Source organism: Variovorax sp. GW823-FHT02B07, assembly GCF_058797695.1.
In genome coordinates, this window is sequence record NZ_JBXAJX010000005.1 from 267,972 (window position 1) to 292,998 (window position 25,027).

Below are 25,027 nucleotides of genomic sequence, written 5' to 3' on the forward strand. Positions count from 1 at the left end.
TCGACGGTCGTCAGACCGGGCGCGTCAGGTGCCTCAGGCGGCGGCCTGCAGCGACGGCTTGGCGCCGAAGCTGATTTCGCCGGACAGCTGGCCGCCTTCTTCGATCACGATCTTGCCGTAGCGGATCTTGCCGGTGACCTTGCCGGTCGAGTGGATGACGAGCTTTTCGCGCACGGTGAGGTTGCCGTCGAACACGCCGCGGATCTCGGCGATGTCGATCTCGGCCGAGCCCTTGAACTCGCCCTGTTCGGCGATCTGCATCAGGCGCGAATCCATCGTCGCCTCGACCAGGCCTTCGACCACGAGCGTGTCGCAATCGGTGATCTCGACGCCCTTGAGCTTGATGTTCGGGCCGACGGTGAGCTTGCTGCCGCCTTCCTTGACGGGCGCAGCCGCCGGGGCCAGGCCGGCCTGTGCGGTCAACGAGGAGGGATTGACGGGAGTGCCCGAGAGATTGGTGCCCGAACCAACCAGCGGTGCGGGACGGGACGTCAGCGAGTCGGTGTCACGATCACGCTTGCCGAAAAAGGGGGACTGTGTGGCCAATGGGGAGCTCCTCAAGAAAGGGGACTATCGTAAGAACGCACTCACGGCATGCGGCACTTCATTGCGCAATAAGCGTAACTGAATAAGTCGCCCGGGGCCCCTGACAATGCCCCGCATGACCCGCCTGATCCGACCGAACATCGAAGCCCTGTCCACGCCCGCCGCCACCGACTCGCGGTTCGACAAGCCCGCGCGCGGCTGGCGGCGCACGCTGTTCACCGTGATCTTCGAGGCCGACACGCCCGCCGGCCTGTGGTTCGACCTGACGCTGATCGCGGTGATCGTGATGAGCGTGCTGGTCGTCATCCTGGACAGCGTGCAATCGATCCGCGACCAGTGGCGGCCTCTGTTCAATGCGCTCGAGTGGGTGTTCACGATTCTCTTCACGCTGGAGTACATCGCGCGGCTGTGCTGCGTGAACAAGCCGCTGCGCTACGCGCTGAGCTTCTACGGCGTGATCGACCTGCTGGCGCTGCTGCCGACCTTTCTCGTGGCCTTCGCGCCCGAGCTGGCGTACCTGATCGACGTGCGCATCCTGCGGCTGCTGCGCGTGTTCCGCATCTTCAAGCTATCGCGCTATTCGGTGGAGTACCGCGCGCTGGTGTCGGCGGTGGCATCGAGCCGCCGCAAGATCACGGTGTTCGTGGGCTTCGTGATGCTCGTGGTGCTGGTGATGGGCACGCTGATGTACGTGGTCGAAGGCCCGACGCACGGCTTCACCAGCATTCCGGTGGCGATCTACTGGGCGATCTCCACCATGGCCACGGTCGGCTTCGGCGACCTCGTGCCCAAGACCGACCTGGGCCGCGCGATCGCCTCCGTGATGATGCTGCTGGGCTGGGGCGTGCTGGCGGTACCCACCGGCATCGTCACCGCCGAGATGACGCGGCGCGGTGTCGACGACGACCTGGCGGAGCCGATCGCGCTCGCATCGCGCGGCGTGCTCGCGCTGGCGGCAGAGCCGACGCCAGGCAAGGCGCCGGCGAAGCGGCTCACGCCGTCGGCCAGACGACGCGCCCTTGCGCAGCATCGTCGAGGCGCGCGATGAAGGCATCGGCCTCGGGTGCGGGGAGCGCGAAGGCAAAGCGCACGTCGTCGCCGTGCTGCACGTCTTCGAGCACCGCGCCGATGGCGGCCAGCTCGCGCCGCACCAGCCCCTCGAGCGCATAAGGCACGGCGCACTGCAGATGGCGCTGGCGCACGAGCGGCACCAGCGTGGCGCCGAGCAGCGCCTGCGCCACGGCATCGGTGTAGGCCCGCACGAGGCCGCCGGCACCGAGCTTCACGCCGCCGAAGTAGCGCACCACGGTGGCGAGCGCGCCTTCCACCTGCTGGTGGCGCAGCACCTCGAGCATGGGGCGCCCGGCCGTGCCGCCGGGCTCGCCGTCGTCGTTCGCGGCCGACTGACCGCCGGCCATCAGGGCCCAGCACACGTGCGCAGCGCCCGGGTGTTCGGCGCGCAGCGAGGCGACCACCGCCAGCGCGGCCGCGCGGTCGGGCACCGGTTGCACGCAGCCGATGAAGCGGCTTTTCTTGATGAGCAGGTCGCTGTGAACCGGCTGCGCGAGCGTGAAGCTCATTCCGACCCGATGTCCGTGCGGTGCAGGGGCGGCGTGCTCAGCCGCCCCGCTCGAACTTGAACACCGCCGTGCTGGCGCGCGCGTTGGGCAGCCAGCGCACGTCGCGGCCGTTCTGCAGGCCGAAGGCGTCGAGCACGCGCAGGTTGTTCTTGCCGGCCAGCACCTCGAAGTCCTTGTAGGTGCCGACGCGGATGTTGGGCGTGTCGTACCACTGGTAGGGCAGGCGGCGCGTCACGGGCATGCGCCCGCGCGCCACGCTCAGGCGGTTGGGCCAGTGCGCGAAATTGGGAAAGGCGACGATGCCGAAGCGGCCCACGCGCGCGGTCTCGCGCAGCATGACCTCCGCATTGCGCAGGTGCTGCAGCGTGTCGATCTGCAGAACCACGTCGAAGGTGGCGTCGTCGAACATCGCCAGGCCTTCGTCGAGGTTCAGCTGGATCACGTCGACGCCGCGGCGGATGCATTGCAGCACGTTGCCGTCGGCGATCTCCACGCCGTAGCCGGTGCAGCCGCGCTCGCGCTGCAGCAGGTCGAGCAGGGCGCCGTCGCCGCAGCCCAGGTCGAGCACGCGCGAGCCCTTCGGCACGAGCTCGGCGATCAGTCGTTGATGTGCAAGGTCGCTCATTGGAATTCCTTGGCGACGCGTTCGAAGTACGAGCGCACCACGCCCATGTAGCGCACGTCGTCGAGCAGGAAGGCGTCGTGGCCGTGCGGCGCGTCGATCTCGGCGTAGCTCACGTTGCGGCGGTTGTCGAGCAGCGCCTTCACGATCTCGCGGCTGCGCGCGGGCGAGAAGCGCCAGTCGGTCTTGAAGCTCACGAGCAGGAACTTGGCCGTGGCCTGCGCCAGCGCGGTGCTGAGCTGGCCGCCGTGGTGGCGCGCGGGGTCGAAGTAGTCGAGCGCGCGGGTGATCAGCAGGTAGGTGTTGGCGTCGAAGTACTCGCTGAACTTGTCGCCCTGGTAGCGCAGGTAGCTTTCGATCTGGAACTCGATGTCCTGCGTGGAATAGCGGTAGTCGAGCCCCGCCACCTCGCCCTCGACGGCACTGCGCAAAATGCGCCCGAACTTGGCGTTCATCACGTCGTCGCTCAGGTAGGTGATGTGGCCGATCATGCGGGCGATGCGCAGGCCGCGCTTGGGCACCACGCCGTATTCGTAGAAGTGGCCGCCGTGGAAGTCGGGGTCGGTCACGATGGCGCGGCGCGCCACCTCGTTGAAGGCGATGTTCTCGGCCGTGAGGTTGGGCGCGCTGGCCACCACCACGGCATGCCGCACGCGGTCGGGGTACTGCAGCGTCCACGACAGCGCCTGCATGCCGCCGAGGCTGCCGCCCATCACCGCAGCGAGCGTCCGGATGCCGAGCGCGTCGAGCAGCGCCGCCTGGGCGTCGACCCAGTCTTCGACCGTGACCACCGGGAAGTCGGCGCCGTAGACGCGGCCGTTGGCGGGGTTCACGTGCATCGGACCGGTCGAGCCGAAGCAGGATCCGAGGTTGTTGACGCCGATCACGAAGAAGCGGTCGGTGTCCAGCGGCTTGCCCGGGCCCACCATGTTGTCCCACCAGCCCTCGGAGCGGGCCTGGCCCTCGTACACGCCCGCGACGTGGTGCGAGGCGTTGAGCGCATGGCACACCAGCACCGCATTGCTGCGCTCGGCGTTGAGGGTGCCGTAGGTTTCGTAGGCGAGCGTGTAGCCGCTGATCGAGGCGCCGCTGCGCAGGGCCAGCGGGCCTGCGAACTGCATCGACTGAGGGGTGACGACCAAAGGTGACGACGACGACATGAATGAAAAAACCCGGCCTCGCCAAAAACGAGCCGGGTTCGGCAGCCGTCTTTAGCAGAATTTATAAAGCGCCCGCAAGCTGAAGCAAATCGGCGCAGGGCAAGTATAGCCCCGTGACTTTTTCCTGCTACCAGCCAATGATCATCACGACGCCCAGCACCAGGAAGATCGCCGCCGAGATGCCGTGCACGAGCTTGATCGGCACACGCCGCACGATCTTGTCGCCCAGCCACACCACCGGCGCATTGGCCAGCATCATGCCCAGCGTGGTGCCGACGACGACCCAGGCGTAGTCCTGCGTGAAGCGGGCGGCCAGCATGACGGTGGCGATCTGGGTCTTGTCGCCCATCTCGGCCAGGAAGAAGGCGATCACGGTGGTGCCGAAGACGCCGAACTTCGAAACGCCGGGGGCGTCGTCTTCATCGAGCTTGTCGGGAATCAGCATCCAGACGGCCATCGCGATGAACGAACCGCCCAGGATCCAGCGCAGCACCTCGGGGCCGAGCCAGCGCGTGATGTAGTTGCCGACCGCGCCGGCCAGCGCGTGGTTGATGACCGTGGCGACAAAAATGCCGAGCACGATCGGCCAGGGTTTCCTGAAGCGCGCGGCCAGCAAAAGGGCCAGGAGTTGGGTCTTGTCGCCCATTTCGGCGAGCGCAACCACGCCCGTTGCAACGAGAAAAGCTTCCATGATGGATGTGGGGTTCCTTGGGCCGAAGGACGCAATTGACCGCACAACACCTTCGGCCATATTCCCGAAGTTGTGCGGTCAAAGGTCTCGCCAGGTGTGTTCACTGCACGCGCCATGTCCTCGTGGGGCAAGGACAAGTCTGTTGACGCGGGCCCTTCTCGTATGCGGAAGGCGGCTACTCCCCAATGACCGGCGAATTGTAGCCGCATCGTCAATTCCCCCGGCTCAAACAGGTAGGCGTGCGCTAACTTCTACTAGTTTCGAAAGGTGCTACCTCAAGACGCAAATTCCTGCTTGCTTTTTTGATATTTCACCCATAATGCACGAGCATCCCTCTTGATTTTGGGCGGGAGCAATTCGGTGATCGGTCAGTTTCGCGCGGCTCGGCGGCTCTCGTTTGAGTGATGCTTTCGGGACTCCATCGCTTTTCTTGATGTGTTTATAGGAGTCCCTTGATGGGCAACAAACTCTACGTCGGCAACCTGCCTTACTCGGTGCGCGACGGTGATCTCGAGCAGGCCTTCGGCCAGTTCGGCGCAGTGACCAGCGCCAAGGTCATGATGGAGCGCGACACGGGTCGCTCGAAGGGCTTCGGCTTCGTCGAGATGGGCAGTGACGCGGAAGCACAGGCCGCCATCAACGGCATGAACGGCCAACCCCTGGGCGGCCGCAGCGTGGTCGTCAACGAAGCACGTCCCATGGAAGCACGTCCCCCCCGCAGCGGTGGCGGCGGCTACGGCGGCGGCGGTGGTGGTTATGGCGGCGGTGGTGGCGGTGGCTACGGCGGCGGCGGTGGTGGTGGCTACGGTGGTGGCGGCGGTGGCCGCTCCGGCGGTGGCGGCGGCTACGGCGGCGGTGGTGGTCGTTCGGGTGGCGGCGGCGGTGGTGGCGATGGCGGTTTCCGCAGCCCCTACGGCGCAGGTCCCCGTGGCGGCGGCGGTGGTCGCAGCGGCGGTGGCGGCTACGGCGGCGGCGGCAACGGTGGGTACTGAACCCCGTTCACTCCTTCGCATGCCTCACGGCACACAAACACAAAAGGCTCCCTCGGGAGCCTTTTTCTTTGCCTGCGTGCGGTTCAGCGAGGAAGCTCAGGCTTCGCCGCTGCGCTTCTTGCGCGCCCGGCCCTGCACCGCGCGGTCGAGCACGGCATTGGGCAACAAGCGCATGACCTTGGCGACCACGCCCATCTGCCAGGGAATCACGCGGTAGCTCGTGCCGGCCTCGATGGCGCGCAGCGCCTGAGCTGCGAAATCCTCGGGCTGCATGAGAAAGGGCATGCCGTAGCGGTTGCCCTGCGTCAGCGGCGTGTCGATGTAGCCCGGGCAGAGCGTGACGACCTTCACCCCGCTGTTGTGCAGTTCCCCGCGCAGGCTCTCGCAGTACGCGACCACGCCCGCCTTGCTCGCGCAGTAGGCGCCGTGCCCCGGCAGCCCGCGGATGGCGGCGACGCTGCCGATGCCCACGAGCCGCCCGCTGCCGCGCTGCACCATGGCCTGCACGAAGGGATGGAAGGTGGCGGCCAGCCCCACGTTGTTGACGGCGAAGGTGCGCGCCAGCACGTCGAGGTCCGAACGCTCGGCCGTATCGATGCCGATGCTGATGCCGGCGTTGGCGATCACCACGTCGGGCACGCCCTGGCGCGCGATGCAGTCGGTGCCGGCGGCCACGATGCTGTCGGTGTCCGCCACGTCGGCGCCGTAGACCTGGTAGCGGCCCGCGTCCAGCTGGAGGCCCGTCGCCCAGGTGTCGATCTCGCCCGTGCGCCGCGCGACCAGCGCCAGCCGGTAGCCGGCGTCGTAGAAGCGCGCGGCCAAGGCCTGGCCGATGCCGCTGGAGGCGCCGGTGATGAAGACGAGCGGTGCGGCGGTGGTCATGCGTGGATCGTCTCCCGGGAACTTGTTCTTGTGTGGCAGCCGCTCAGCGCGGCTTGCCTGCGGCGGCCGACGGCACCAGCACGCCGCGCACGCGGCCTGTGAGGTTGGCCACGCCGCTCAGGTTGTCGTAGTCGAGCGTATCGCCCGTGAACTGGTCGCTGCCGCGGATGAGCGTGACCGGCTTGTTCGACTGCACCTTCTCGGTGTCGAGGAACGCATGCAGGAACTCGCCGCGGAACTCCAGCCGCGGCGTGGCCTTGCCGCTGGCGCTCACCGCCGGTTCGCGGATCACGATCGCGTTGCCGAACAGCTGGATCTCGCTGCCGTCGGAATTCGACAGGCCCCGGTTCGCCGACGAGCGCGTGACCAGCCCCTCGGGCGACACCGAGCGCATGCGCACCTGGTCGACCTCGATGGTGTCGGTGTCCGGATAGTGCCGCCCCTCGGTGCCGTGCAGCTCGCTGCGCAGGTCGCCGTTGGGCAGGAAGTTCTTGATGACGAAGTCCCGCATGAAGTAGTCGGGCTCGTGCGTGGGCGCCGCCTTGACGGTGGGCTCCAGCAGCTTGGGCGCATTGCGCACCAGCCAGTAGGTGCCCAGCGCCACGCCTGCCATCAGGATGATCGGCAGGTAGATGGTGGTGCGGTCGAGCACATCGCGCGTCAGGTTCCAGGCGCGTCGCAGCTGCGGGCTCATGGTCGGGGGCCCAGGGCAGCGTCGAGCAGCGGGCGGTACTGGCCGCAGGCCGTCAACAGCAGGTCGCAGAATTCGCGCGCCGCGCCTTCGCCGCCGCGTGCGGTGGTGACGTAGCGCGCCACCGCGCGCACTTCGGCGTGCGCGTTGGCCGGTGCCGCCGCGAAGCCGACGCGGGTCAGCACGGGCAGGTCGGGCCAGTCGTCGCCGATGGCGGCGGCCTGCGCCCAGGTGAAGCCCAGCTGCTTCAGCATGGCTTCGGCGGCGGGCAGCTTGTCTTCGGTGCCGTAGCGCACATGCTCGATGCCCAGCGCCTCGAGCCGCACGCGCAGCGGCTTGGAGTCGCGCCCGGTGATCACGGCCGGCGTGATGCCGGCCTTGCGCAGCAGCTTGAGACCGTAGCCGTCGAGGATGCTGAAGCGCTTGAGCGTCTCGCCGTGCTCGGTGAAGTACACGCCGCCGTCGGTCAGCACGCCGTCGATGTCGAAGAAGACGATGCGCACGTCTTGCGCGGCCAGCAGGGTCTCGGCCTGGAAATCAAGCGGCATCAGATGACCTTCGCGCGCATCAGGTCGTTGGTGTTCACCGCGCCGACGATCACCCCCGCGCCGTCGATCACGAACAGGCGGGTGATGCCGCATTGCTCCATGAGTTCGGCCGCCTCCACCGCCAGCGCGTCGACGCGGATGGTGCGCGGGTCGCGGTGCATGATGTCGGCCGCCTTGGGCGTGCGCAGGTCTGCGCCGGCCTCGATCAGGCGGCGCAGGTCGCCGTCGGTGAAGATGCCCAGCGCCCGGCCATCGGGCTCGATCACCGCGGCAGCGCCGAAGCCCTTGATGCTCATCGCGCGCATCAGCTCGCTGACCGTGGCCGTCGGCGGCACGCAAGGCACTTCGTCGCCCGAGCGCATGACGTCGCTCACGTGGGTGAGCAGCTTGCGGCCCAGCGCGCCGCCGGGGTGCGAGCGCGCGAAATCTTCGGAGCCGAAGCCGCGCGCGTCGAGCAGGGCCACGGCCAGCGCGTCGCCCATGGCGATCTGTGCGGTGGTGCTCGCGGTGGGCGCGAGGTTCAGCGGGCAGGCTTCCTTGGCGACGCCGGCGTCGATCACGATGTCGGCATGGCGCGCCAGCGTGGAATCGGGGCGGCCGGTCATGGCGATCAGGGGCACGCCCTGGCGCTTGACCACCGGCAGCAGCACGGTGAGCTCGTCGACCTCGCCGCTGTTGGAGATGGCCAGCACGAGGTCGACCGCCTTGATCATGCCGAGGTCGCCGTGGCTGGCCTCGGCCGGGTGCACGAACATCGCGGGCGTGCCCGTGGAGGCGAGGGTGGCGGCGATCTTGCGGCCGACATGGCCGCTCTTGCCCATGCCCATCACGACCACGCGGCCGCGCACTTCGAGGATCTTGCGCACGGCCTCGACGAAACTCGGGCCGACGCGGGCCTTCAGGCCGAGGACGGCTTCGGCTTCGATGTCGAATGTGACGCGTGCCCGGGCCAGGATGGCGTCGGGGTCGACCACGTGGGTCGGGGCGGGGCGGGAGCTCATCGCCGGATTTTACGAGGCGGGCGCGGTCGGGGATCACATGGCCCGGGGAAGCCCGGGGCACGGACATTGCTCTAGCATCGGCGCCTATGTCTTCGTTCGATCTCACGCTGTTGTATCTGTTGGCCGCGGTGATCGGCGTGGTGGCCTGCCGGTCGCTCAAGCTGCCGCCGATGCTCGGCTACCTGACGGCCGGCGTGCTCATCGGCCCGCATGCGCTGGCGCTGGCGCAGAACTCCGAAGGCATCCGCCATCTGGGCGAATTCGGCGTGGTGTTCCTGATGTTCGTGATCGGGCTCGAGTTCAGCCTGCCCAAGCTGCGTGCCATGCGCAAGCACGTGTTCGGGCTGGGTCTGCTGCAGGTGCTGCTGACCATGGCGCTGGCCACCGTCGGCGCGCTGCTGATCGCCACGCAGCTGCCGCCGGCCTGGCAGCTGGGGTGGCAGACCACGCTGGCGCTGTCGAGCGCACTCACCATGAGCAGCACCGCCATCGTGGTCAAGCTGATGGCCGAGCGGCTCGAACTGGAGAGCGAACACGGCAAGCGCGTGATGGGCGTGCTGCTGTTTCAAGATTTGGCCGTGGTGCCGCTGCTGGTGCTGATTCCCGCGCTGGGCGCGCCGCCCGAGGCGCTGGCCAAGGCGCTGGGCTTCGCGCTGGTGAAGGCCACCTTCCTCATCGGCGTGCTGCTGTACGGCGGGCCGCGCATCATGCGCTGGTGGCTCACGCTGGTGGCGCGGCGGCGCAGCGAGGAGCTGTTCATCCTGAACGTGCTGCTGATCACGCTGGGCCTGGCCTGGCTCACCGAGCTGGCCGGCCTGAGCCTGGCGCTGGGTGCCTTCATCGCCGGCATGCTGGTGTCGGAAACCGAATACAAGCACCAGGTCGAGACCGACATCCGCCCCTTCCACGACGTGCTGCTGGGGCTGTTCTTCATCACCGTCGGCATGTCGCTCGACTGGCACATCGTGGTCGAGCGCTGGCTGCTGGTGGCGGTGCTGCTGCTGGTGCCGCTGCTGTTCAAGCTGGGGCTGGTGACGGTGCTGGCGCGGGTGCTGGGCGCGACCTCGGGCGTGTCGCTGCGCACCGGCCTGTACCTGGCGCAGGCCGGCGAGTTCGGCTTCGTGCTGCTGGCGCTCGCGCAGGACCGCAACCTGCTGCCGCCGTGGCTGGCCAACCCGGTGCTGGCGTCGATGGTGCTGTCGATGCTGGCCACGCCCTTCATCATCATGTACAGCAACGCCATCGTGCGAAAGCTGGTGGCCAGCGACTGGCTGCAGCAGTCGCTGCAGATGACGAGCATCGCGCGCAAGACCATCAACACCGCGCAGCACGTGATCATCTGCGGCTACGGGCGCTGCGGCCAGAACCTGGCGCGCATCCTGGAGCGCGAAGGCATCCCCTACATGGCGCTCGACCTCGACCCCGACCGCGTGCGCCAGGCCGCTGCGGCCGGCGATTCGGTGGTGTTCGGCGACGCGGCGCGGCTGCAGGCGCTGATGGCCGCGGGCCTGGCGCGCGCCAGCGCGGTGGTCGTCACCTACCTCGACGTGGGGGGCGCGATGAAGGTGCTGGCCAACACCCGCGCCCACGCGGCGCACGTGCCGGTGATCGTGCGCACCCAGGACGACCACGACCTCGAGAAGCTGCAGGCCGCCGGCGCGACCGAGGTGGTGCCCGAGGCCATCGAGGGGTCGCTGATGCTCGCCAGCCATGCGCTGGCGCTGGTCGGCGTGCCGATGCGGCGCGTGATCCGCGTGGTGCAGGACCAGCGCGACGCACGCTACAACCTGCTGCGCGGCTACTTCCACGGCGCCGACGACGACAACGCCGACGAGATCGACCACGAGCGCCTGAACAGCTTCACGCTCACGCCGGGCGCACGCGCCATCGGCCAGACGCTCGGACGGATTGCGCTGCCGACGCTGGGCGTGCGGGTGGCCAGCCTGCGCCGCCAGGACGGCCAGGCGCGCGTGCCGGCCGACGACACGCTGCTGTCGGACGGCGACACCCTCGTGCTGTCGGGCAAGCCCGCCGCGCTGGCGATTGCCATCGAGCGGCTGCAAAAGGGCTGAGGCCGCCGGCGCGGGCTCAGTTCAAGAGCGACGGGTTGCGCTTTTCTTCTTCGATGCGCTGCTGACGGCGCACCGCTTCGCACTGCGCGTGCGACCTGTACTCGGGCTTCACGCACTGGGCCGCCATGCATTGCGCCTTGGCGATGAAGTTGCGGTCGCCGCATTGGGCCTGCGGGTCGGCGGGAGGAGCCGGTGTCGCGGGCGCGGGTGCCGGTACGGCCGCCACGGACGCCGCGGCGGCTGGGGCCTGGGGCGCCGGTGTGGCGGGCGCCACCGGCTTGCGCGGCTTCGCGACGGGCGTCGGCTTCGGTGCGGCTTCCGCCGGCTCGGCGACCGCTTCCGCGGGTGGCGCTTCGGCCACGGGCGGCGCAGGCTCGGTCGCGGCCGGTGGTGCTTCGACCGCCGGCGGCGTCGCGGCGGGAGCCGGCGCTACGACAGAAGGCGGTGCCACGACCGGCTCGGGCGCCTTGCTGCCGGTCCCGTAGCCCAGCCAGCCCGCGACCACCAGCAGCAGCGCGACCGTGAGCAGCCCCAGCCACAGCCCGATGCCACGCGGGCGCAGCACCGGTTCGGGCGGTTTGATGCGCTTGACCTTGATCCGCGTCCGTGGCCGGTCAGCCCGCGGGGACGGAGGCAAGGCCGATGCGGCGCCCCCACGCCCCGGCGCCACGATCACGGTTTTTTCATCCGCTGCCGGCGGAGGAGGTGGTGGCGGCTCGGGCCTCCAGCCGTTGGACGCCGGCGACGACGCGCGCTTCGACTCGGCAGGATCGAACAGCGGCGCGGGAATGGTCGGCGCGCGCAACTGGGCCGGTGCGGTGGTGGCCCATTCGCGGTCGGAAGGACTGGGCGCCGGGGGCGGCACGCGGTCGGCGGCCGACAGCCGGCCACCGCAGTTCCTGCAGAAATTGGCACCCTCGCGGTTGTCCGCGTCACAGACCGGGCAGATCAAGGCCATGGCTCACCAGCAATTCTCGGGATCGGAAACGAAGACTTGTTCTTGTTGTTGTGCGGCGTCCGGCAGCGCGCGGCGAGCTGGAAGCTCAGCTCAGGTGACGGCCACCCGCTTGGAGCGGTGCGCCATGCGCTTGGCGATCACGGCACCGAGCGCCATTGCGATGTCCAGCGCCATGTTGGGCTGGCGGTTCGACATTTCGGAGAACCGCACGGCGGTGAGGCGCCACACGCGCCCCGCGCCGGTGACCACCACGTTGGCCGCATGCGGCTCGCGCGAGAAGAACGAGCCTTCGCCCACCACCGAGCCCGGCGACAGCACGGCCAGGCGCATCTGCTCCTTGCTGCTGACGCGATGCACGCTGATGGCGCCGCTTTCGACGAAGAACACCGAGCGGTCGTGCGTGCCCTGCGAGATCAGCACGTCGCCGATGGCGGTTTCGATGGGCTGCAGATAACCCGCGAGCGTGTCCCACTGCGCGACGCTCAAGGTCAGCGCGAACGCGTCGGCGCTCAGGTTCTCCGCAATGGAGCGGCTCAGGTTCTGGATGGACATGTTTTTCTCGACCCCCGCAAGTGATCCGAAGTATCCGCGAAGGCCCCGAGGTTCGGCTACAACTGTTTACGCTTTCACCAGCGAAGCGCACGCATGTGTCGCTATTTCCCGATACAGAAGCGCGAAAAGATGACCCCCAGCAGGTCGTCCGCGCCGAACTCGCCAGTGATCTCGTTGAGCGCGTTCTGCGCCAGCCGCAGCTCCTCGGCCAGCAGGTCGAGCAGTTGCGCCTGCGCCGCCAGGTGGGCGGCGGCCAGCGCGAGGTGCGTCTCGACCCGGGCCAGCGCCTGCACATGGCGCGCGCGCGCCAGGTAGACGCCCTCGGGCACGGCCTGCCAGCCGGCCATCGCCAGCAGCTGGTCGCGCAGCGCCTCGATGCCCGCGCCGGTCTTGGCCGACAGGGCGATGCCTTCGGACGGCGGCGCGACCGCCGCCGCCGCGTCCTGCTTGTTCCACACATCGAGCACCGGCACGCTCGCCGGCAGCTTGCGCTGCAGGCCGGCCAGGATCCCGGCGTCGGCGGCGGCGTAGTCGGGCTGGTCGGCGCGCGTGAGGTCGTGCAGGAACAGCACGGCATCGGCGCTTTCGATCTGCCCCCAGGCGCGCGCCACGCCGATCTGCTCGACCTCGTCGGTGCTGTCGCGCAGGCCGGCGGTGTCGGCCACATGCAGCGGCACGCCGTGGATCTGGATGGTCTGCGAGACCACGTCGCGCGTGGTGCCCGCGATGGCGCTCACGATGGCCAGCTCGGCGCCGGCCAATGCATTGAGCAGCGAACTCTTGCCGGCGTTGGGCTGGCCCGCGATCACCACCTTGATGCCTTCGCGCAGCAACGCGCCCTGTTTGGCGCGCTGTTGCACAGCGGCCAGCTGCGCCTGCAACCGTTGCAGCTGGCCGGTCGCGTCGGCTTTCTGGAGGAAGTCGATCTCTTCTTCAGGGAAGTCGAGCGTGGCCTCGACCAGCATGCGCAGGTGGATCAGCGCGTCGCGCAGCGTGTGGATCTCGCGCGAGAAGGCGCCCGACAGCGAGCGCCCGGCGCTGCGCGCGGCCGCCTCGGTGCTGGCGTCGATAAGGTCGGCGATGGCCTCGGCCTGGGCCAGGTCGATCTTGCCGTTGAGAAAGGCGCGCTGGCTGAACTCGCCCGGCTCGGCCACGCGCAGGCCGGGCAGGCGCGGGCGGCCGGTGGCCGGATCGATTTCGGCCGCGGCTTCCAGGCAGCGCGACAACAAGAGCTGCAGCACGACCGGGCCGCCGTGCGCCTGCAGCTCGAGCACGTCTTCACCGGTGTAGGAATGCGGTGTCGGGAAATGGATCGCCAGGCCGTGGTCGACCGGCTCGCCCTGCGCATCGCGAAAGGGCAGGTAGGTGGCTTCGCGCGGCTTGAGCGCGCGGGCGCACAGCGCCTCGACCAGCGGCGCCAGCCGGGCGCCCGACACGCGAACGATGCCGACCGCCCCGCGCCCCGGGGCGGTGGCGATGGCGACGATGGGATCGGTGGTGCGGGCGAGGGTCATGACAGCGCGATTCTTTCAGCAAAAAGCAAAGGGCCGCGGATGCGGCCCTTTGCGGGTGGCGGAGGCCGGCTGGCTTACTTATTTGCCCAGCACGCCCAGTCGCTTGTTGATGAACCACTGCTGCGCGATCGACAGCACGTTGTTCGTGATCCAGTACAGCACCAGGCCGGCCGGGAAGAAGATGAACATCACGCTGAACGCGAGCGGCATGATCCACATCAGCTTGGCCTGCATCGGATCGGGCGGCGTCGGGTTGAGCCAGGTCTGGAACAGCGAGGTGGCCGTCATCACGATCGGCAGGATGTACCAGGGATCGGGTGCCGACAGGTCGGTGATCCAGCCGATCCACGGGGCGTGGCGCATTTCGACCGACGACAGCAGCACCCAGTACAGCGCGATGAACACCGGGATCTGGATCACGATGGGGAAGCAGCCGCCCATCGGATTGACCTTCTCGGTCTTGTAGATCCGCATCATTTCCTGCTGCATCTCTTGCGGCTTGTCCTTCAGCCGCTCGCGCATTTCCATGATCTTGGGGTTGATGGCCTTCATCTTGGCCATGCTGGCGTAGGCCTTGGCGTTGAGCCAGTAGAAGGCCGCCTTCAGCAGCACCACCAGCGCCACGATCGCCCAGCCCCAGTTGCCCAGGATGCCGTGCAGCTGCGTGAGCAGCCAGTACAGCGGCTTGGAGATGATCGCGAAGATGCCGTAGTCCTTCACCAGGTCCAGGCCGGGGGCGATGGCTTCGAGCTTCTTTTCTTCTTCGGGGCCGGCGAACAGCGCGCTGTTCACGACCTGCGTGGCGCCCGGGGCGATCTTCGGCAGCGTGGCGACCATGGCCACGGTGAAGAGGTTGTCGCCCAGGTCCTTCACGCGGAATTCGCGGCGCAGCTGTTCGCTGGCCGGGTCGCCCTTGAGCAGCCAGGCCGACGCGAAGTAGTGCTGCACCATCGCGATCCAGCCGTCGTTGGCCGGCGGCGGCGGCTCGACCTTGCCCTTGGCGATGTCCTTGAAGTCGAGCTTGTGGAACTTCTTCTCGTTGGTGTACGCGGCCGGGCCGGTGAAGGTGTTGGTGCCGAACATGGTGCCGGCGGCCACGGTGCCGTGGCGCAGCAGCTGCATGTACAGCTGCGCGTCGCGCGGCTGGTCGCTCACGTTGACCACTTCGTGGCGCACGCCGATGACGTAGTCGTCACGCTTGAACACGTAGGTCTTGATGTACTTCAGGCCGCCGACCGGGGCGCTTTCGAAGCTCACCTCGAGCGTGTTCTGGCCGTCGGCCATCGTGCGCGGACCGGCCTTGGGCGTCATGGCCGTCAGGTGGTTGGGGAAGGCGTCGCCGGCGACGGGGTTCAGCAGGCCGGTCTGCGCCACGTAACGCGTGGCGGGCGAGCCGTTCTCGAACAGCACGACGCGCTTGGTGCGGTCGGCTTCGTCGTACTTGAGCAGCTCGAGGTGGTTGACCGTGGCGCCTTCGCTGTCGATCGTCGCCTTGAACAGGTCGGATGTCACCACGACCTGCTCGCGCGGCGCGGCCGGGGCCGCCTGCGTGGGCACGGCGCCCGCGGTGCCGCCGGCTGCGGCAGCCGCGGTCGGCACGCCGTTGTTGGCCGCGCTGCCCGTGGCCGGCGCCGTGGCGGCGGGCTTGGTCGACGGCAGGAAGGTCGGCTTGTTGCCGTTGAAGACCTGCCATTGGTCCCACAGCAGCACGAGCGAGAAACCAAAAATCACCCACAGGATCGTGCGGCGGATATCGTTCATGACGAAGACTTCTTGTCGGAGGAGAGAAGAGACGAAAACAGCGATCCTGACTTGTCAGTGCGACGCTGTGATTTCGGTGGAACCGGATCGTGGCCGCCCTGGCACCAGGGCTGGCAGCGCGCGATGCGGTGCAGCGTCAGGTAGCTGCCCTTGAGCGCGCCGTGCACTTCCAGCGCCTCGATCGAATACACCGAGCAGGTCGGCGTGAAGCGGCACGACTGCCCGAGCCAGGGGCTCAGCAGCAGGCGGTAGCCCTTCACGAGGCCGATCAGCAGGCGTTTCATGCGGAAGCAGGTGCGGGGGAGGCGGCAGCCGGTGCCGGCGGACGTCCGGCGCGCGCCAGCAATTGCTGGAGCTCGGCGCGCACGGCGGCCTTGAGCTTGTCCGAGGAGGCGCTCACGAACGCCTTGCGATCGAAACCGGCGCGCAGACGCACCACGTGCGCGGCACGCGGCAACACGACGCCGGGCGCGGCGCTCACGGCGTAGATCTGGCGCTTGATGGCGTTGCGCGTCACCGCGCGGCGTGCCCAGCGCTTGGGCACCATGGCACCCAGCCAGACCTCATCGGACGGAAACAGCGAAGCGGCGCCCGATGGAGAAACATCGAGCGCACAGCGGTGCAATGCGAAATGGGCAGTGCGCGCCACGGTGGCACCTGCGAGGACGGCCTGGAATTGCGCGCGGGTCTTGAGCCGCTGCAAGGAAGCCGGGCCGCGGACGTCGCTGCTGGCGGGGCCAGGCGCAGAGGCTGCAGGAGCCTGCGCGGACGTATCGGCGGCTGACAACGGCAGGTGGGGTGCCGTCAGACGGCCAGGCGCTTGCGGCCCTTGGCGCGGCGTGCGTTGATCACGGCGCGGCCGCCACGGGTCTTCATGCGGACCAGAAAGCCGTGGGTACGGGCGCGGCGGACTTTGGATGCTTGGTAAGTGCGTTTCATGATGGTTTCCTGATTCCCTGTTTGCGCCGGTTTCCGCATGAAGGCATGCAAAAACCCGGCGAGCGCTGGGGGAGCGAGTTTCGGATGGCCCCCGAAAGACGCTGTGAAGGCTTTTCAGGGAAACCCGCAATTATCGCAAACATTGGCCGCCGGAACAATCTTCGACTGGATTTGCGGGCCTTTCCATGTGCAGCGCAGCATGTGGATAAGGTTTTGACAAGTTAGAATGCCCGGCGCCTTCCAGCAGAGAATATCCACAATACCTATACAAGAAATGCCCGAGGGTTCCATCACTTTTTCAAGCGCCCATGTCGACTGACGGCATCGGCGAAAGCCTGTGGCAGGCCTGCGTCGACCAGCTCGCGCAGGAGCTGTCCGAGCAGCAGTTCAACACCTGGATCAAGCCCCTCACCGCGCAGGTCGCCGACGACCTTTCGCGCATGACGGTGTTCGTCGCCAACCGCTTCAAGCTCGACTGGATCCGTGCCCAGTACGCGGGCAAGATCGCGGCCATGGCCGAGAAGATGTACGGCCAGCCGGTCACCATCGAGTTAGCGCTCGCTCCGCGAGAAACCCCCGTCCGTGTTGCACCCATCGCCATCATGGCCGAAACGGATGTGCCGCGCGACGTGGCCGGCCCGGGCGAGGAACCGGCGGCCGCCGGCTTCAAGAACCGGCTCAATTCGGGGCTCACGTTCGACACCCTGGTCGAGGGCACGGCCAACCGCATGGCGCGCGCCGCGGCCATGCACGTGGCCGGCATGCCGGGCCACCTGTACAACCCGCTTTTCATCTACGGCGGCGTCGGCCTGGGCAAGACCCACCTGATGCACGCTGTGGGTAACCGGCTGCTGGCCGACCGGCCCGATTCCAAAGTTCTCTACATCCACGCCGAGCAGTTCGTGTCGGATGTGGTCAAGGCCTATCAGCGCAAGACTTTCGATGAGTTCAAGGAACGCTACCACTCGCTCGATCTGCTGCTGATCGACGACGTGCAGTTCTTCGCCAACAAGGACCGCACGCAGGAAGAGTTCTTCAACGCCTTCGAGGCCCTGCTGGCCAAGAAGTCGCACATCGTGATGACCAGCGACACCTATCCCAAGGGGCTGGCCGACATCCACGAGCGGCTGGTGTCGCGCTTCGATTCGGGCCTCACGGTGGCGATCGAGCCGCCCGAGCTCGAGATGCGCGTGGCCATTCTGATCAACAAGGCCCGCGTCGAAGGCACCGAAATGCCCGAGGAAGTCGCCTTCTTCGTGGCCAAGAACGTGCGCTCCAACGTGCGCGAGCTCGAAGGCGCCCTGCGCAAGATCCTGGCGTACTCGCGCTTCAACCAGAAGGAGATCTCGATCGCCCTGGCGCGCGAGGCGCTGCGCGACCTGCTGTCGATCCAGAATCGGCAGATCTCGGTCGAAAATATCCAGAAGACGGTGGCCGACTACTACAAGATCAAGGTCGCCGACATGTACAGCAAGAAACGCCCGGCCAGCATTGCGCGGCCGCGGCAGATCGCGATGTACCTGGCCAAGGAGCTCACGCAGAAGAGCCTGCCGGAAATCGGCGAGCTGTTCGGCGGTCGCGACCACACGACGGTGCTCCACGCAGTGCGAAAGATTTCGGGCGAGCGCCAGCAGCTCACCGAACTCAACCAGCAGCTGCACGTCCTCGAACAGACCCTCAAAGGCTGAAGCCGAATGTCATCAAGAACGCCCCTCGCGACAGCGGAGAATGGCGTCCTGAAAGCTGATTCAAAGAGATAAGAGAAGAGGAAGAAGACATGATCGTTTTGAAGGCAACCCAAGACAAAGTTCTTGCCGCGCTGCAGTCGGTGGCCGGCATCGTGGAGCGGCGTCACACCCTGCCGATCCTGGCCAATGTGCTGATCCGCAAGACCGGCGGCCAGCTGCAGCTGACCACCAGCGACCTCGAGATCCAGATCCGCACCACCGCCGAGCTCGGTGGCGACGAAGGCAACTTCACGACCACCATCGGCGCGCGCAAGCTGATCGACATCCTGCGCACCATGCCGGCCGACCAGACCGTGAGCCTCGAATCGAGCGCCAGCAAGCTCGTGCTCAAGGGCGGCAAGAGCCGCTTCACGCTGCAGTCGCTGCCCGCCGAAGACTTCCCGCTGGTGCAGGAAGCCGCCAATTTCGGCCCCGTGTTCAGCGTGCCGCAAAAGACGCTGAAAGACCTGCTCTCGCAGGTCTCGTTCGCGATGGCCGTGCACGACATCCGCTACTACCTGAACGGCATCCTGTTCGTGGCCGAAGGCAAGCAGCTGAGCCTGGTGGCCACCGACGGCCACCGCCTGGCGTTCTCCTCGGCCATGCTCGACGTCGAAGTGCCGCGCCAGGAAGTGATCCTGCCGCGCAAGACCGTGCTCGAAATGCAGCGCCTCCTGTCGGACGCCGAAGGCGCCATCGAGATGCAGTTCGCGAACAACCAGGCCAAGTTCAGCTTCGGCGGCATGGAGTTCGTCACCAAGCTGGTCGAGGGCAAGTTCCCCGACTACAACCGCGTGATTCCGAAGAACCACAAGAACACCGTCACGCTCGGCCGCGCGCCGCTCTTGGCCAGCCTGCAGCGCACCGCCATCCTGACCAGCGAGAAGTTCAAGGGCGTGCGCCTGAACATCGAGCCGGGCACGCTGCGCATCGCGTCGAACAACGCCGAGCAGGAAGAAGCCCAGGACGAGCTCGACATCGACTACGGCGGCGACAGCATCGAAATCGGCTTCAACGTCACCTACCTGATCGACGCGCTGTCGAACATGGACCAGGACATGGTCAAGCTGGACCTGGCCGACTCCAACAGCTCGGCCTTGTTAACCATCCCCGAGAACGCATCTTTCAAGTACGTCGTGATGCCGATGCGCATCTAGACCCTGGAAAACACAGCGCCTTGCGCACACGACCCGCGGCCCCCCGCGGGTTTGCGCTTTCAAGAGGCGGCGAATTGAGCTTTTGAGAGCCCGAAAAATCACGGGAAACCCGTGAGAGACAGAGGAATATCCGAATGAGTGCAGAAGAGAACAAGCCCGACGTGCCGCACACCGAGCCGGTCTATACCCCCGAAATCCAGATCGTGGCGCCCGAAGGCGTCCCCGCCGACTCCAGCTACGGCGAAGGTGCGATCACGATCCTCGAAGGTCTGGAAGCCGTGCGCAAGCGCCCGGGCATGTACATCGGCGACACCTCCGACGGCACGGGCCTGCACCACCTGGTGTTCGAAGTGGTCGACAACTCCATCGACGAAGCGCTCGCGGGCCATTGCGACGACATCGTCGTCACGATCCACTCCGACAACTCGATCTCCGTCACCGACAACGGCCGCGGCATCCCGACCGGCGTGAAGATGGACGACAAGCACGAGCCCAAGCGCTCGGCCGCCGAAATCGCGCTCACCGAACTGCACGCCGGCGGCAAGTTCAACCAGAACAGCTACAAGGTCTCGGGCGGCCTGCACGGCGTGGGCGTCTCGTGCGTGAACGCGCTGAGCGTGAAGCTGCGCCTCATCGTGCGCCGCGAAGGCAAGATCCACGAGCTCGAATTCAGCCGCGGCTTCGTGCAGAACCGCCTGCTCGAGACCGTGAACGGCTTCGAGGTCTCGCCCATGAAGGTCATCGGCGACACCGACAAGCGCGGCACCGAAGTGCACTTCCTGCCCGACACGGAAATCTTCAAGGAAAACAACGATTTCCACTACGAAATCCTGAGCAAGCGCCTGCGCGAGCTGAGCTTCCTGAACAACGGCGTGCGCATCCGCCTGCTCGACGAGCGCACCGGCAAGGAAGACGATTTCTCCGGCGCCGGCGGCGTGCGCGGCTTCGTGGAGTTCATCAACAAGGGCAAGACCGTCCTGCACCCGAACTCGTTCTACGCAGCGGGCGAGAAGCCGGCCGACACCTACGGCGGCATCCCCGGCACGCACATCGGCGTCGAAGTGGCGATGCAGTGGAACAGCGGCTACAACGAGCAGGTCCTCTGTTTCACCAACAACATCCCGCAGCGTGACGGCGGCACCCACCTCACCGGCCTGCGCGCCGCGATGACCCGTGTCATCAACAAGTACATCGAAGAAAACGAGTTCGCGAAAAAAGCGAAGGTCGAAGTCACCGGCGACGACATGCGCGAAGGCTTGTGCTGCGTGCTGAGCGTGAAGGTGCCCGAGCCCAAGTTCTCCAGCCAGACCAAGGACAAGCTGGTGTCCAGCGAAGTGCGCGCGCCGGTGGAAGACATCGTCGGCCGCCTGCTCACCGACTACCTGCAGGAGCGTCCGAACGACGCCAAGATCATCTGCGGCAAGATCGTCGAGGCCGCCCGTGCCCGCGAAGCCGCGCGCAAGGCCCGCGAAATGACGCGCCGCAAGGGCGTGCTCGACGGCATGGGCCTGCCCGGCAAGCTGGCCGACTGCCAGGAAAAGGACCCCGCCCTGTGCGAGGTCTACCTGGTGGAGGGTGACTCCGCAGGCGGTTCCGCCAAGCAGGGCCGCGACCGGAAGTTCCAGGCCATCCTGCCGCTGCGCGGCAAGATCCTGAACGTCGAGAAGGCACGCTACGAGAAGCTGCTCACCAGCAACGAAATTCTCACCATGATCACCGCCCTGGGCACCGGCATCGGCCGCGCTGGCGCGACCACCGCGGGCGGCGGCGCGGACGACTTCAACGTCGCCAAGCTGCGCTACCACCGCATCATCATCATGACCGACGCCGACGTGGACGGCGCGCACATCCGCACGCTGCTGCTCACCTTCTTCTACCGGCAGATGCCCGAGCTGGTCGAGCGCGGCCACATCTACATCGCGCAGCCGCCGCTGTACAAGGTGAAGGTCGGCAAGGAAGAGCAGTACCTCAAGGACGGCCCCGCGCTGGACGCCTTCCTGCTCAAGGTGGCCCTGAAGGACGCGAGCATCGAGACCGGCGGTGCCGCCTCGACCACGCTGTCGGGCGACACCCTGGCCGAGCTGGCGCGCAAGCACCAGGTGGCCGAGGCCGTGATTGCGCGCCTGCGCAACTTCATGGATGCCGAAGCGCTGCGCGCCATCGCCGACGGCGTGGCGCTCGACCTCGACACGCCGGCCGCCGCCGAGGCCTCGGCCGTCGCCCTGCAGGCCAAGCTGCGCGAGCTCAACACGACCGGCGTGCCGGCCGAGGTGAGCAGCGAATTCGACGCCCGCACCGACAAGCCGCTGCTGCGCATCAGCCGCCGCCACCACGGCAACATCAAGTCCAGCGTGATCTCGCAGGACTTCGTGCACGGCGCCGACTACGACGCGCTGGCCCAGGCCGCCAACACCTTCCGCGGCCTGCTGAGCGCCGAAGGCGCGCTGGTCAAGCGCGGCGAAGGCGAACGCGCCAAGGAAGAGAAGGTCGACGACTTCCGCCAGGCCATGAAGTGGCTGATCGGCGAAGCCGAACGCGCCACCTCGCGCCAGCGCTACAAGGGCCTGGGCGAGATGAACCCCGAGCAGCTGTGGGAAACCACCATGGACCCGACCGTGCGCCGCCTGCTGCGCGTGCAGATCGACGACGCGATCGAAGCCGACCGCGTGTTCACGATGCTGATGGGCGACGAGGTGGAACCGCGCCGCGAGTTCATCGAGCAGAACGCGCTGCGCGCGGCGAACATCGACGTCTGATCGATCGATCGATGGCGCGGCACCGGCGGTGTCGCGCTGTTCACCAAGGGGGCGCCTGCAAGCGCCCCTTTTTTTGATTCCTCTTACTGCTTGCGCTGCACGAACAGGTTGCGCTTGGCGTCCTCCGGGTACGCGAAGCTGATCTGCCCGTTGCGCACCACGCCCATCACCAGCATGTTGGGCGACAGCGCATCCTTGTCGTTTTCCGAAAACGACTTGTCGTAGGTCGTGACCACGCCGTAGTAGGGCCGCTTGGGCTGCTCGAGCGCGGCCTTGATGAACGGGCCTTCGAGCTTGCCGTTGGGCACGTTGAACATCGCGTGGGCCAGCAGGTAGGTGGCGTCGTAGGCCTGCGCGGCGGCCATCGGCACCGGGATGCGCTTGGTGTTGAATTTCCGCGCGTAGTTGGAAAGAAACGACGAGCGGCGCTCGTTGCTCGGCTCGGCGATGAAGCTCTGCGCCATCAGCGCGCCTTCGGAAGCTTCGCGGGCGCCCTCGATGAAGGACGGGAAGGACAGCGTCCAGGCGCCAACCTGCGGCACCTTCCAGCCGATGGCCTGCCGGCTGCGCGCGATCACGGCGTTCTCGGGGCCTACGGTGTAGCTGAAGATCACGTCCGCGCCGGCCGCCTTGGCCTCCGACAGCTCTTTCGTCAGGTCTTTCACGCCGAGCGGAAATTTCCCCACGTACACGGGCTTGAGGTGCTTGGCCGCCAGCGCCTTCTCGACATCCTTGGCGCCCGCCTCGCCGTAGCCGGTGCTGTCGTGCAGCACGGCAACCCGTTTCCAGCCGCGCGCCAGCAGGTCGTCGACCACGAAGGGGGCCTGGATACTGTCTTTGGGCGAGGTGCGAAATACGTAGCTCGTGGCCGGCGGATAGGTCGAGGTCAGCGGCGAGCCGGTGGCGCAAGGCACGATCAACGGCAATTTCGCGTCATTGAAAACGGCCAATGAATTCATCGCCACGCCGGTATTGCAGAAGCCGATGGTCGCGACCACTTTTTCATTGACGAGGGCCTGGGATTGCGAGCGGCCAGTGTCCGGATTGGCCTGGTCGTCCTTGATCACCAGTTCGAGCGAGCGGCCCAGATACCCGCCCACGGCATTGATTTCGTCCACGGCCATCTTCACGCCGTTGAGCATGGGCACACCGAAATCGGCCGACGGCCCGGTGAAAGGGCCGATGACACCGATGCGGATCGGCACCGGCTGCTCTGCGCTTGCCTGGACGGCCAGTCCCAAACCCATCAGCAAAAAAACGAATCGGCGATTTGAATGAAGCATTTGGTTTGCGCGCTTTGAAAGGAAGCGCCGAGCCTAATTTCTTTGCGCGCCCGCCAATAGCTAGGGAATGCCCAGTCAATTGCGCACCAATTCCGTCTTTTGTTGCCAATTCAGCACAGGCCGCGGGGCCGGCGACGGACCAGAAAGCGCTCGTTCGCGGCGCGCCCGCGAGCCCCGTCTCAGGGTTTCCGATGAAAGACACCCGAAAAGTGGAACTGACGCCCGTCACACGGTCGTCACCAGCTATGAAAACAATAGCATTCACCTACGCAACGCAGAAGCTTCCTCGTAAACGCTATATCTAGCCCGACTCTTGCTAAGCAAAATTCCTGACGGATTTCCTGTCACGCAAGATCGAGGACACACAGAGCAATGAACCCCAAGCGTTTCCAACAGCCCGTGGCTGCACTGGTTCTGGGCGCCGCATCGGTCGCCGCGGCCTTCCTCGTGGCCGTGTCGCCGGCCCATGCGTTCTCGAACCCGCCGATCCAGGTCGCGCAGGGCATCGAATACATGTGCGGCGGTGCCGCCAAGGGCGAAGCCGCCTTCCTGGAAATGGTCGCGCCGCGCTGGGCCGCGACCATCGACTTGCGCGTGAACGACGGCAAGGGCGCACAGCAGGCGGGTTTCCCGGCCAAGGCAGCGATCCAGATCCGCCAGAAGTACACGGGCCAGACGGTGATGGAAGTGCAGACGCAGGCGCCCTACATGCTCGCGCGGCTCGAACCGGGCGCCTACGACGTCAACGTGACGCTGGGCGGGCTCACGCTCACGCAGCAGCTGGTCGTGATCGCCGGCATCCCGGCGCGCGCCTCCTTCGTCTGGCCGTCGAACTTCGACATGGCCTCGGTCGCGCCACCGCTGCCCCAGGCGCTGGCACAAACCGCCGCGCGCTGACCCGACGCGGGCCGCGACGGCCCGCGCGCAGTTAAGTCTTCCTTAAGTCGTGCCCGGCACAGTGCCTTCCTGCGTGGCCTGTCGCCACCACCGCCCGGAAAGGAAGGCTCCGATGTCTCTCACCACCAATCCCCTGTTTCTGTTCTCGCACGCCCGGCCCGTGGCCGCGGCGGCTGGCGCCGCCTTGCTGGTGCTGCTCGGCGGCGCGCTCTCGGCGCAGCCGGCCCAGGCCGCGATGAACCCGCCGATCCACATGGCGCACGGCGTCGAGTACATGAGCGGCGGCATCGGCCAGGACGAGGCGCAGCTGATGGAAACCGTGTCGCCGCGCTGGCCCGCGAGCTTCGAATTCGCGATCAAGGATGGCCGCCGCGCCGACTTCGCGGCCGGCGTGCACGTGACCGTGCGCGACAGCCACGGCACCGCGCTGCTCGACAACGTGGTCTCGGGCGGCCCGTTCATGGTGGCGCGGCTCGAGCCCGGGCGCTACGAAGTGGAGGCTCGCATCGGCGGCCAGACGCTCAAGCAGACGCTGCTGGTGTCGCCCGGTGCGCCGGCCAAGGCGCTCTTCGAATGGCCGGCGGGCACCGACATGGCGTCGGCCGGCACGCGCACGGTGCGGTAAGCGAGGCGGCACCGCGCCGCAGCGGACACCGAAGCGTCGCGCCCGTGGCGCCATAACGCCCGCTATCCGGTTG

Annotated in this window: 25 protein-coding genes and 1 riboswitch; of the genes, 8 read left to right on the forward strand and 17 right to left on the reverse strand. The window is 67.2% G+C overall.

Going from position 1 to position 25,027, the window contains the following annotated elements:
* Positions 1 to 33: 33 nt before the first annotated feature.
* Complete coding sequence (locus AC1RGU_RS24790; protein WP_095948395.1) at positions 34 to 546, reverse strand: bactofilin family protein; 513 nt, start codon at positions 544 to 546, stop codon at positions 34 to 36.
* Between the two features lie 115 nt (positions 547 to 661).
* Between AC1RGU_RS24790 and AC1RGU_RS24795 the strand changes: the two genes are divergently transcribed.
* A complete protein-coding gene (locus AC1RGU_RS24795) occupies positions 662 to 1,594 on the forward strand; it encodes an ion transporter (protein ID WP_307695316.1) in 933 nt (310 codons plus the stop codon).
* Here the strand turns inward: AC1RGU_RS24795 and AC1RGU_RS24800 are convergent.
* The 4 genes from AC1RGU_RS24800 to AC1RGU_RS24815 form a co-directional block, all read right to left on the reverse strand.
* Positions 1,539 to 2,126, reverse strand: a complete 588-nt coding sequence (locus AC1RGU_RS24800) for an IMPACT family protein (protein WP_095747369.1) — start codon at positions 2,124 to 2,126, stop codon at positions 1,539 to 1,541. The genes AC1RGU_RS24795 and AC1RGU_RS24800 overlap by 56 nt on opposite strands.
* Positions 2,127 to 2,163: 37 nt before the next feature.
* Positions 2,164 to 2,751 (reverse strand): methionine biosynthesis protein MetW, encoded by a 588-nt coding sequence (gene metW, locus AC1RGU_RS24805; RefSeq protein ID WP_062473606.1) that lies wholly within the window; start codon positions 2,749 to 2,751, stop codon positions 2,164 to 2,166.
* On the reverse strand, positions 2,748 to 3,908 hold the full coding sequence (gene metX / locus AC1RGU_RS24810) for a homoserine O-succinyltransferase MetX (protein ID WP_062473608.1): 1,161 nt from the start codon (positions 3,906 to 3,908) through the stop codon (positions 2,748 to 2,750). The genes metW and metX overlap by 4 nt, the downstream gene beginning before the upstream one ends.
* A gap of 127 nt (positions 3,909 to 4,035) precedes the next feature.
* Positions 4,036 to 4,599 (reverse strand): TMEM165/GDT1 family protein, encoded by a 564-nt coding sequence (locus AC1RGU_RS24815; protein WP_070063359.1) that lies wholly within the window; start codon positions 4,597 to 4,599, stop codon positions 4,036 to 4,038.
* A gap of 9 nt (positions 4,600 to 4,608) precedes the next feature.
* Positions 4,609 to 4,795, reverse strand: a riboswitch (yybP-ykoY riboswitch).
* Between the two features lie 259 nt (positions 4,796 to 5,054).
* On the opposite strand from AC1RGU_RS24815, the gene rbp reads away from it, so the two are divergent.
* Positions 5,055 to 5,591: an RNA-binding regulator gene (gene rbp / locus AC1RGU_RS24820; RefSeq protein WP_070063360.1), complete on the forward strand. Its 537-nt coding sequence runs from the start codon at positions 5,055 to 5,057 to the stop codon at positions 5,589 to 5,591.
* A gap of 96 nt (positions 5,592 to 5,687) precedes the next feature.
* On the opposite strand, the gene AC1RGU_RS24825 is transcribed toward rbp, so the two are convergent.
* Genes AC1RGU_RS24825 through AC1RGU_RS24840 form a run of 4 tightly spaced genes read right to left on the reverse strand, consistent with a single transcriptional unit; the run spans position 5,688 to position 8,713 of the window.
* Positions 5,688 to 6,473, reverse strand: a complete 786-nt coding sequence (locus tag AC1RGU_RS24825) for an SDR family oxidoreductase (protein ID WP_492698556.1) — start codon at positions 6,471 to 6,473, stop codon at positions 5,688 to 5,690.
* A gap of 43 nt (positions 6,474 to 6,516) precedes the next feature.
* Complete coding sequence (gene lptC, locus AC1RGU_RS24830; RefSeq protein WP_070063362.1) at positions 6,517 to 7,167, reverse strand: LPS export ABC transporter periplasmic protein LptC; 651 nt, start codon at positions 7,165 to 7,167, stop codon at positions 6,517 to 6,519.
* Complete coding sequence (locus AC1RGU_RS24835; RefSeq protein ID WP_062473615.1) at positions 7,164 to 7,712, reverse strand: KdsC family phosphatase; 549 nt, start codon at positions 7,710 to 7,712, stop codon at positions 7,164 to 7,166. The genes lptC and AC1RGU_RS24835 overlap by 4 nt, the downstream gene beginning before the upstream one ends.
* Positions 7,712 to 8,713 carry a KpsF/GutQ family sugar-phosphate isomerase gene (locus tag AC1RGU_RS24840; RefSeq protein WP_492698558.1) on the reverse strand — a complete coding sequence of 334 codons (1,002 nt, stop codon included), beginning with the start codon at positions 8,711 to 8,713 and terminating at the stop codon, positions 7,712 to 7,714. The genes AC1RGU_RS24835 and AC1RGU_RS24840 overlap by 1 nt, the downstream gene beginning before the upstream one ends.
* Positions 8,714 to 8,799: 86 nt before the next feature.
* Here AC1RGU_RS24840 and AC1RGU_RS24845 point away from each other — a divergent pair, with 86 nt between their 5' ends.
* Positions 8,800 to 10,785: a monovalent cation:proton antiporter family protein gene (locus AC1RGU_RS24845; protein WP_492698560.1), complete on the forward strand. Its 1,986-nt coding sequence runs from the start codon at positions 8,800 to 8,802 to the stop codon at positions 10,783 to 10,785.
* A gap of 16 nt (positions 10,786 to 10,801) precedes the next feature.
* Here the strand turns inward: AC1RGU_RS24845 and AC1RGU_RS24850 are convergent, their stop codons facing one another.
* From AC1RGU_RS24850 to rpmH, 7 genes are all read right to left on the reverse strand, one after another.
* Positions 10,802 to 11,743: a zinc ribbon domain-containing protein gene (locus AC1RGU_RS24850; RefSeq protein ID WP_492698562.1), complete on the reverse strand. Its 942-nt coding sequence runs from the start codon at positions 11,741 to 11,743 to the stop codon at positions 10,802 to 10,804.
* A gap of 90 nt (positions 11,744 to 11,833) precedes the next feature.
* A complete protein-coding gene (locus AC1RGU_RS24855; RefSeq protein WP_070063366.1) occupies positions 11,834 to 12,295 on the reverse strand; it encodes a Crp/Fnr family transcriptional regulator in 462 nt (153 codons plus the stop codon).
* Between the two features lie 101 nt (positions 12,296 to 12,396).
* Positions 12,397 to 13,809: a tRNA uridine-5-carboxymethylaminomethyl(34) synthesis GTPase MnmE gene (gene mnmE, locus AC1RGU_RS24860; RefSeq protein WP_492698564.1), complete on the reverse strand. Its 1,413-nt coding sequence runs from the start codon at positions 13,807 to 13,809 to the stop codon at positions 12,397 to 12,399.
* 78 nt (positions 13,810 to 13,887) lie between these two features.
* Complete coding sequence (yidC, locus tag AC1RGU_RS24865) at positions 13,888 to 15,570, reverse strand: membrane protein insertase YidC (protein WP_095948401.1); 1,683 nt, start codon at positions 15,568 to 15,570, stop codon at positions 13,888 to 13,890.
* Positions 15,567 to 15,854 carry a membrane protein insertion efficiency factor YidD gene (yidD, locus tag AC1RGU_RS24870; protein ID WP_056574909.1) on the reverse strand — a complete coding sequence of 96 codons (288 nt, stop codon included), beginning with the start codon at positions 15,852 to 15,854 and terminating at the stop codon, positions 15,567 to 15,569. Before yidD ends, yidC begins: the two co-directional genes overlap by 4 nt.
* Positions 15,851 to 16,273, reverse strand: a complete 423-nt coding sequence (locus AC1RGU_RS24875) for a ribonuclease P protein component (protein WP_062480416.1) — start codon at positions 16,271 to 16,273, stop codon at positions 15,851 to 15,853. The genes yidD and AC1RGU_RS24875 overlap by 4 nt, the downstream gene beginning before the upstream one ends.
* Positions 16,274 to 16,374: 101 nt before the next feature.
* Complete coding sequence (gene rpmH / locus AC1RGU_RS24880) at positions 16,375 to 16,509, reverse strand: 50S ribosomal protein L34 (RefSeq protein WP_007834827.1); 135 nt, start codon at positions 16,507 to 16,509, stop codon at positions 16,375 to 16,377.
* 308 nt (positions 16,510 to 16,817) lie between these two features.
* Here rpmH and dnaA point away from each other — a divergent pair, with 308 nt between their 5' ends.
* The 3 genes from dnaA to gyrB all read left to right on the forward strand — a co-directional run bounded on the left by dnaA (position 16,818) and on the right by gyrB (position 22,149).
* A complete protein-coding gene (gene dnaA / locus AC1RGU_RS24885) occupies positions 16,818 to 18,197 on the forward strand; it encodes a chromosomal replication initiator protein DnaA (protein WP_492698567.1) in 1,380 nt (459 codons plus the stop codon).
* Positions 18,198 to 18,286: 89 nt separating this feature from the next.
* Positions 18,287 to 19,393 (forward strand): DNA polymerase III subunit beta, encoded by a 1,107-nt coding sequence (dnaN, locus tag AC1RGU_RS24890; RefSeq protein ID WP_056574900.1) that lies wholly within the window; start codon positions 18,287 to 18,289, stop codon positions 19,391 to 19,393.
* A gap of 134 nt (positions 19,394 to 19,527) precedes the next feature.
* On the forward strand, positions 19,528 to 22,149 hold the full coding sequence (gyrB, locus tag AC1RGU_RS24895; RefSeq protein ID WP_159279089.1) for a DNA topoisomerase (ATP-hydrolyzing) subunit B: 2,622 nt from the start codon (positions 19,528 to 19,530) through the stop codon (positions 22,147 to 22,149).
* 83 nt (positions 22,150 to 22,232) lie between these two features.
* Here the strand turns inward: gyrB and AC1RGU_RS24900 are convergent, their stop codons facing one another.
* Positions 22,233 to 23,396, reverse strand: coding sequence for an ABC transporter substrate-binding protein (locus tag AC1RGU_RS24900; protein ID WP_492698569.1), 1,164 nt, complete (start codon positions 23,394 to 23,396; stop codon positions 22,233 to 22,235).
* 408 nt (positions 23,397 to 23,804) lie between these two features.
* Here AC1RGU_RS24900 and AC1RGU_RS24905 point away from each other — a divergent pair, with 408 nt between their 5' ends.
* Positions 23,805 to 24,329 (forward strand): hypothetical protein, encoded by a 525-nt coding sequence (locus AC1RGU_RS24905; RefSeq protein ID WP_492698571.1) that lies wholly within the window; start codon positions 23,805 to 23,807, stop codon positions 24,327 to 24,329.
* A 112-nt stretch (positions 24,330 to 24,441) separates the two neighbouring features.
* A complete protein-coding gene (locus AC1RGU_RS24910) occupies positions 24,442 to 24,954 on the forward strand; it encodes a hypothetical protein (protein WP_139702960.1) in 513 nt (170 codons plus the stop codon).
* The last annotated feature ends 73 nt before the right edge of the window (positions 24,955 to 25,027 follow it).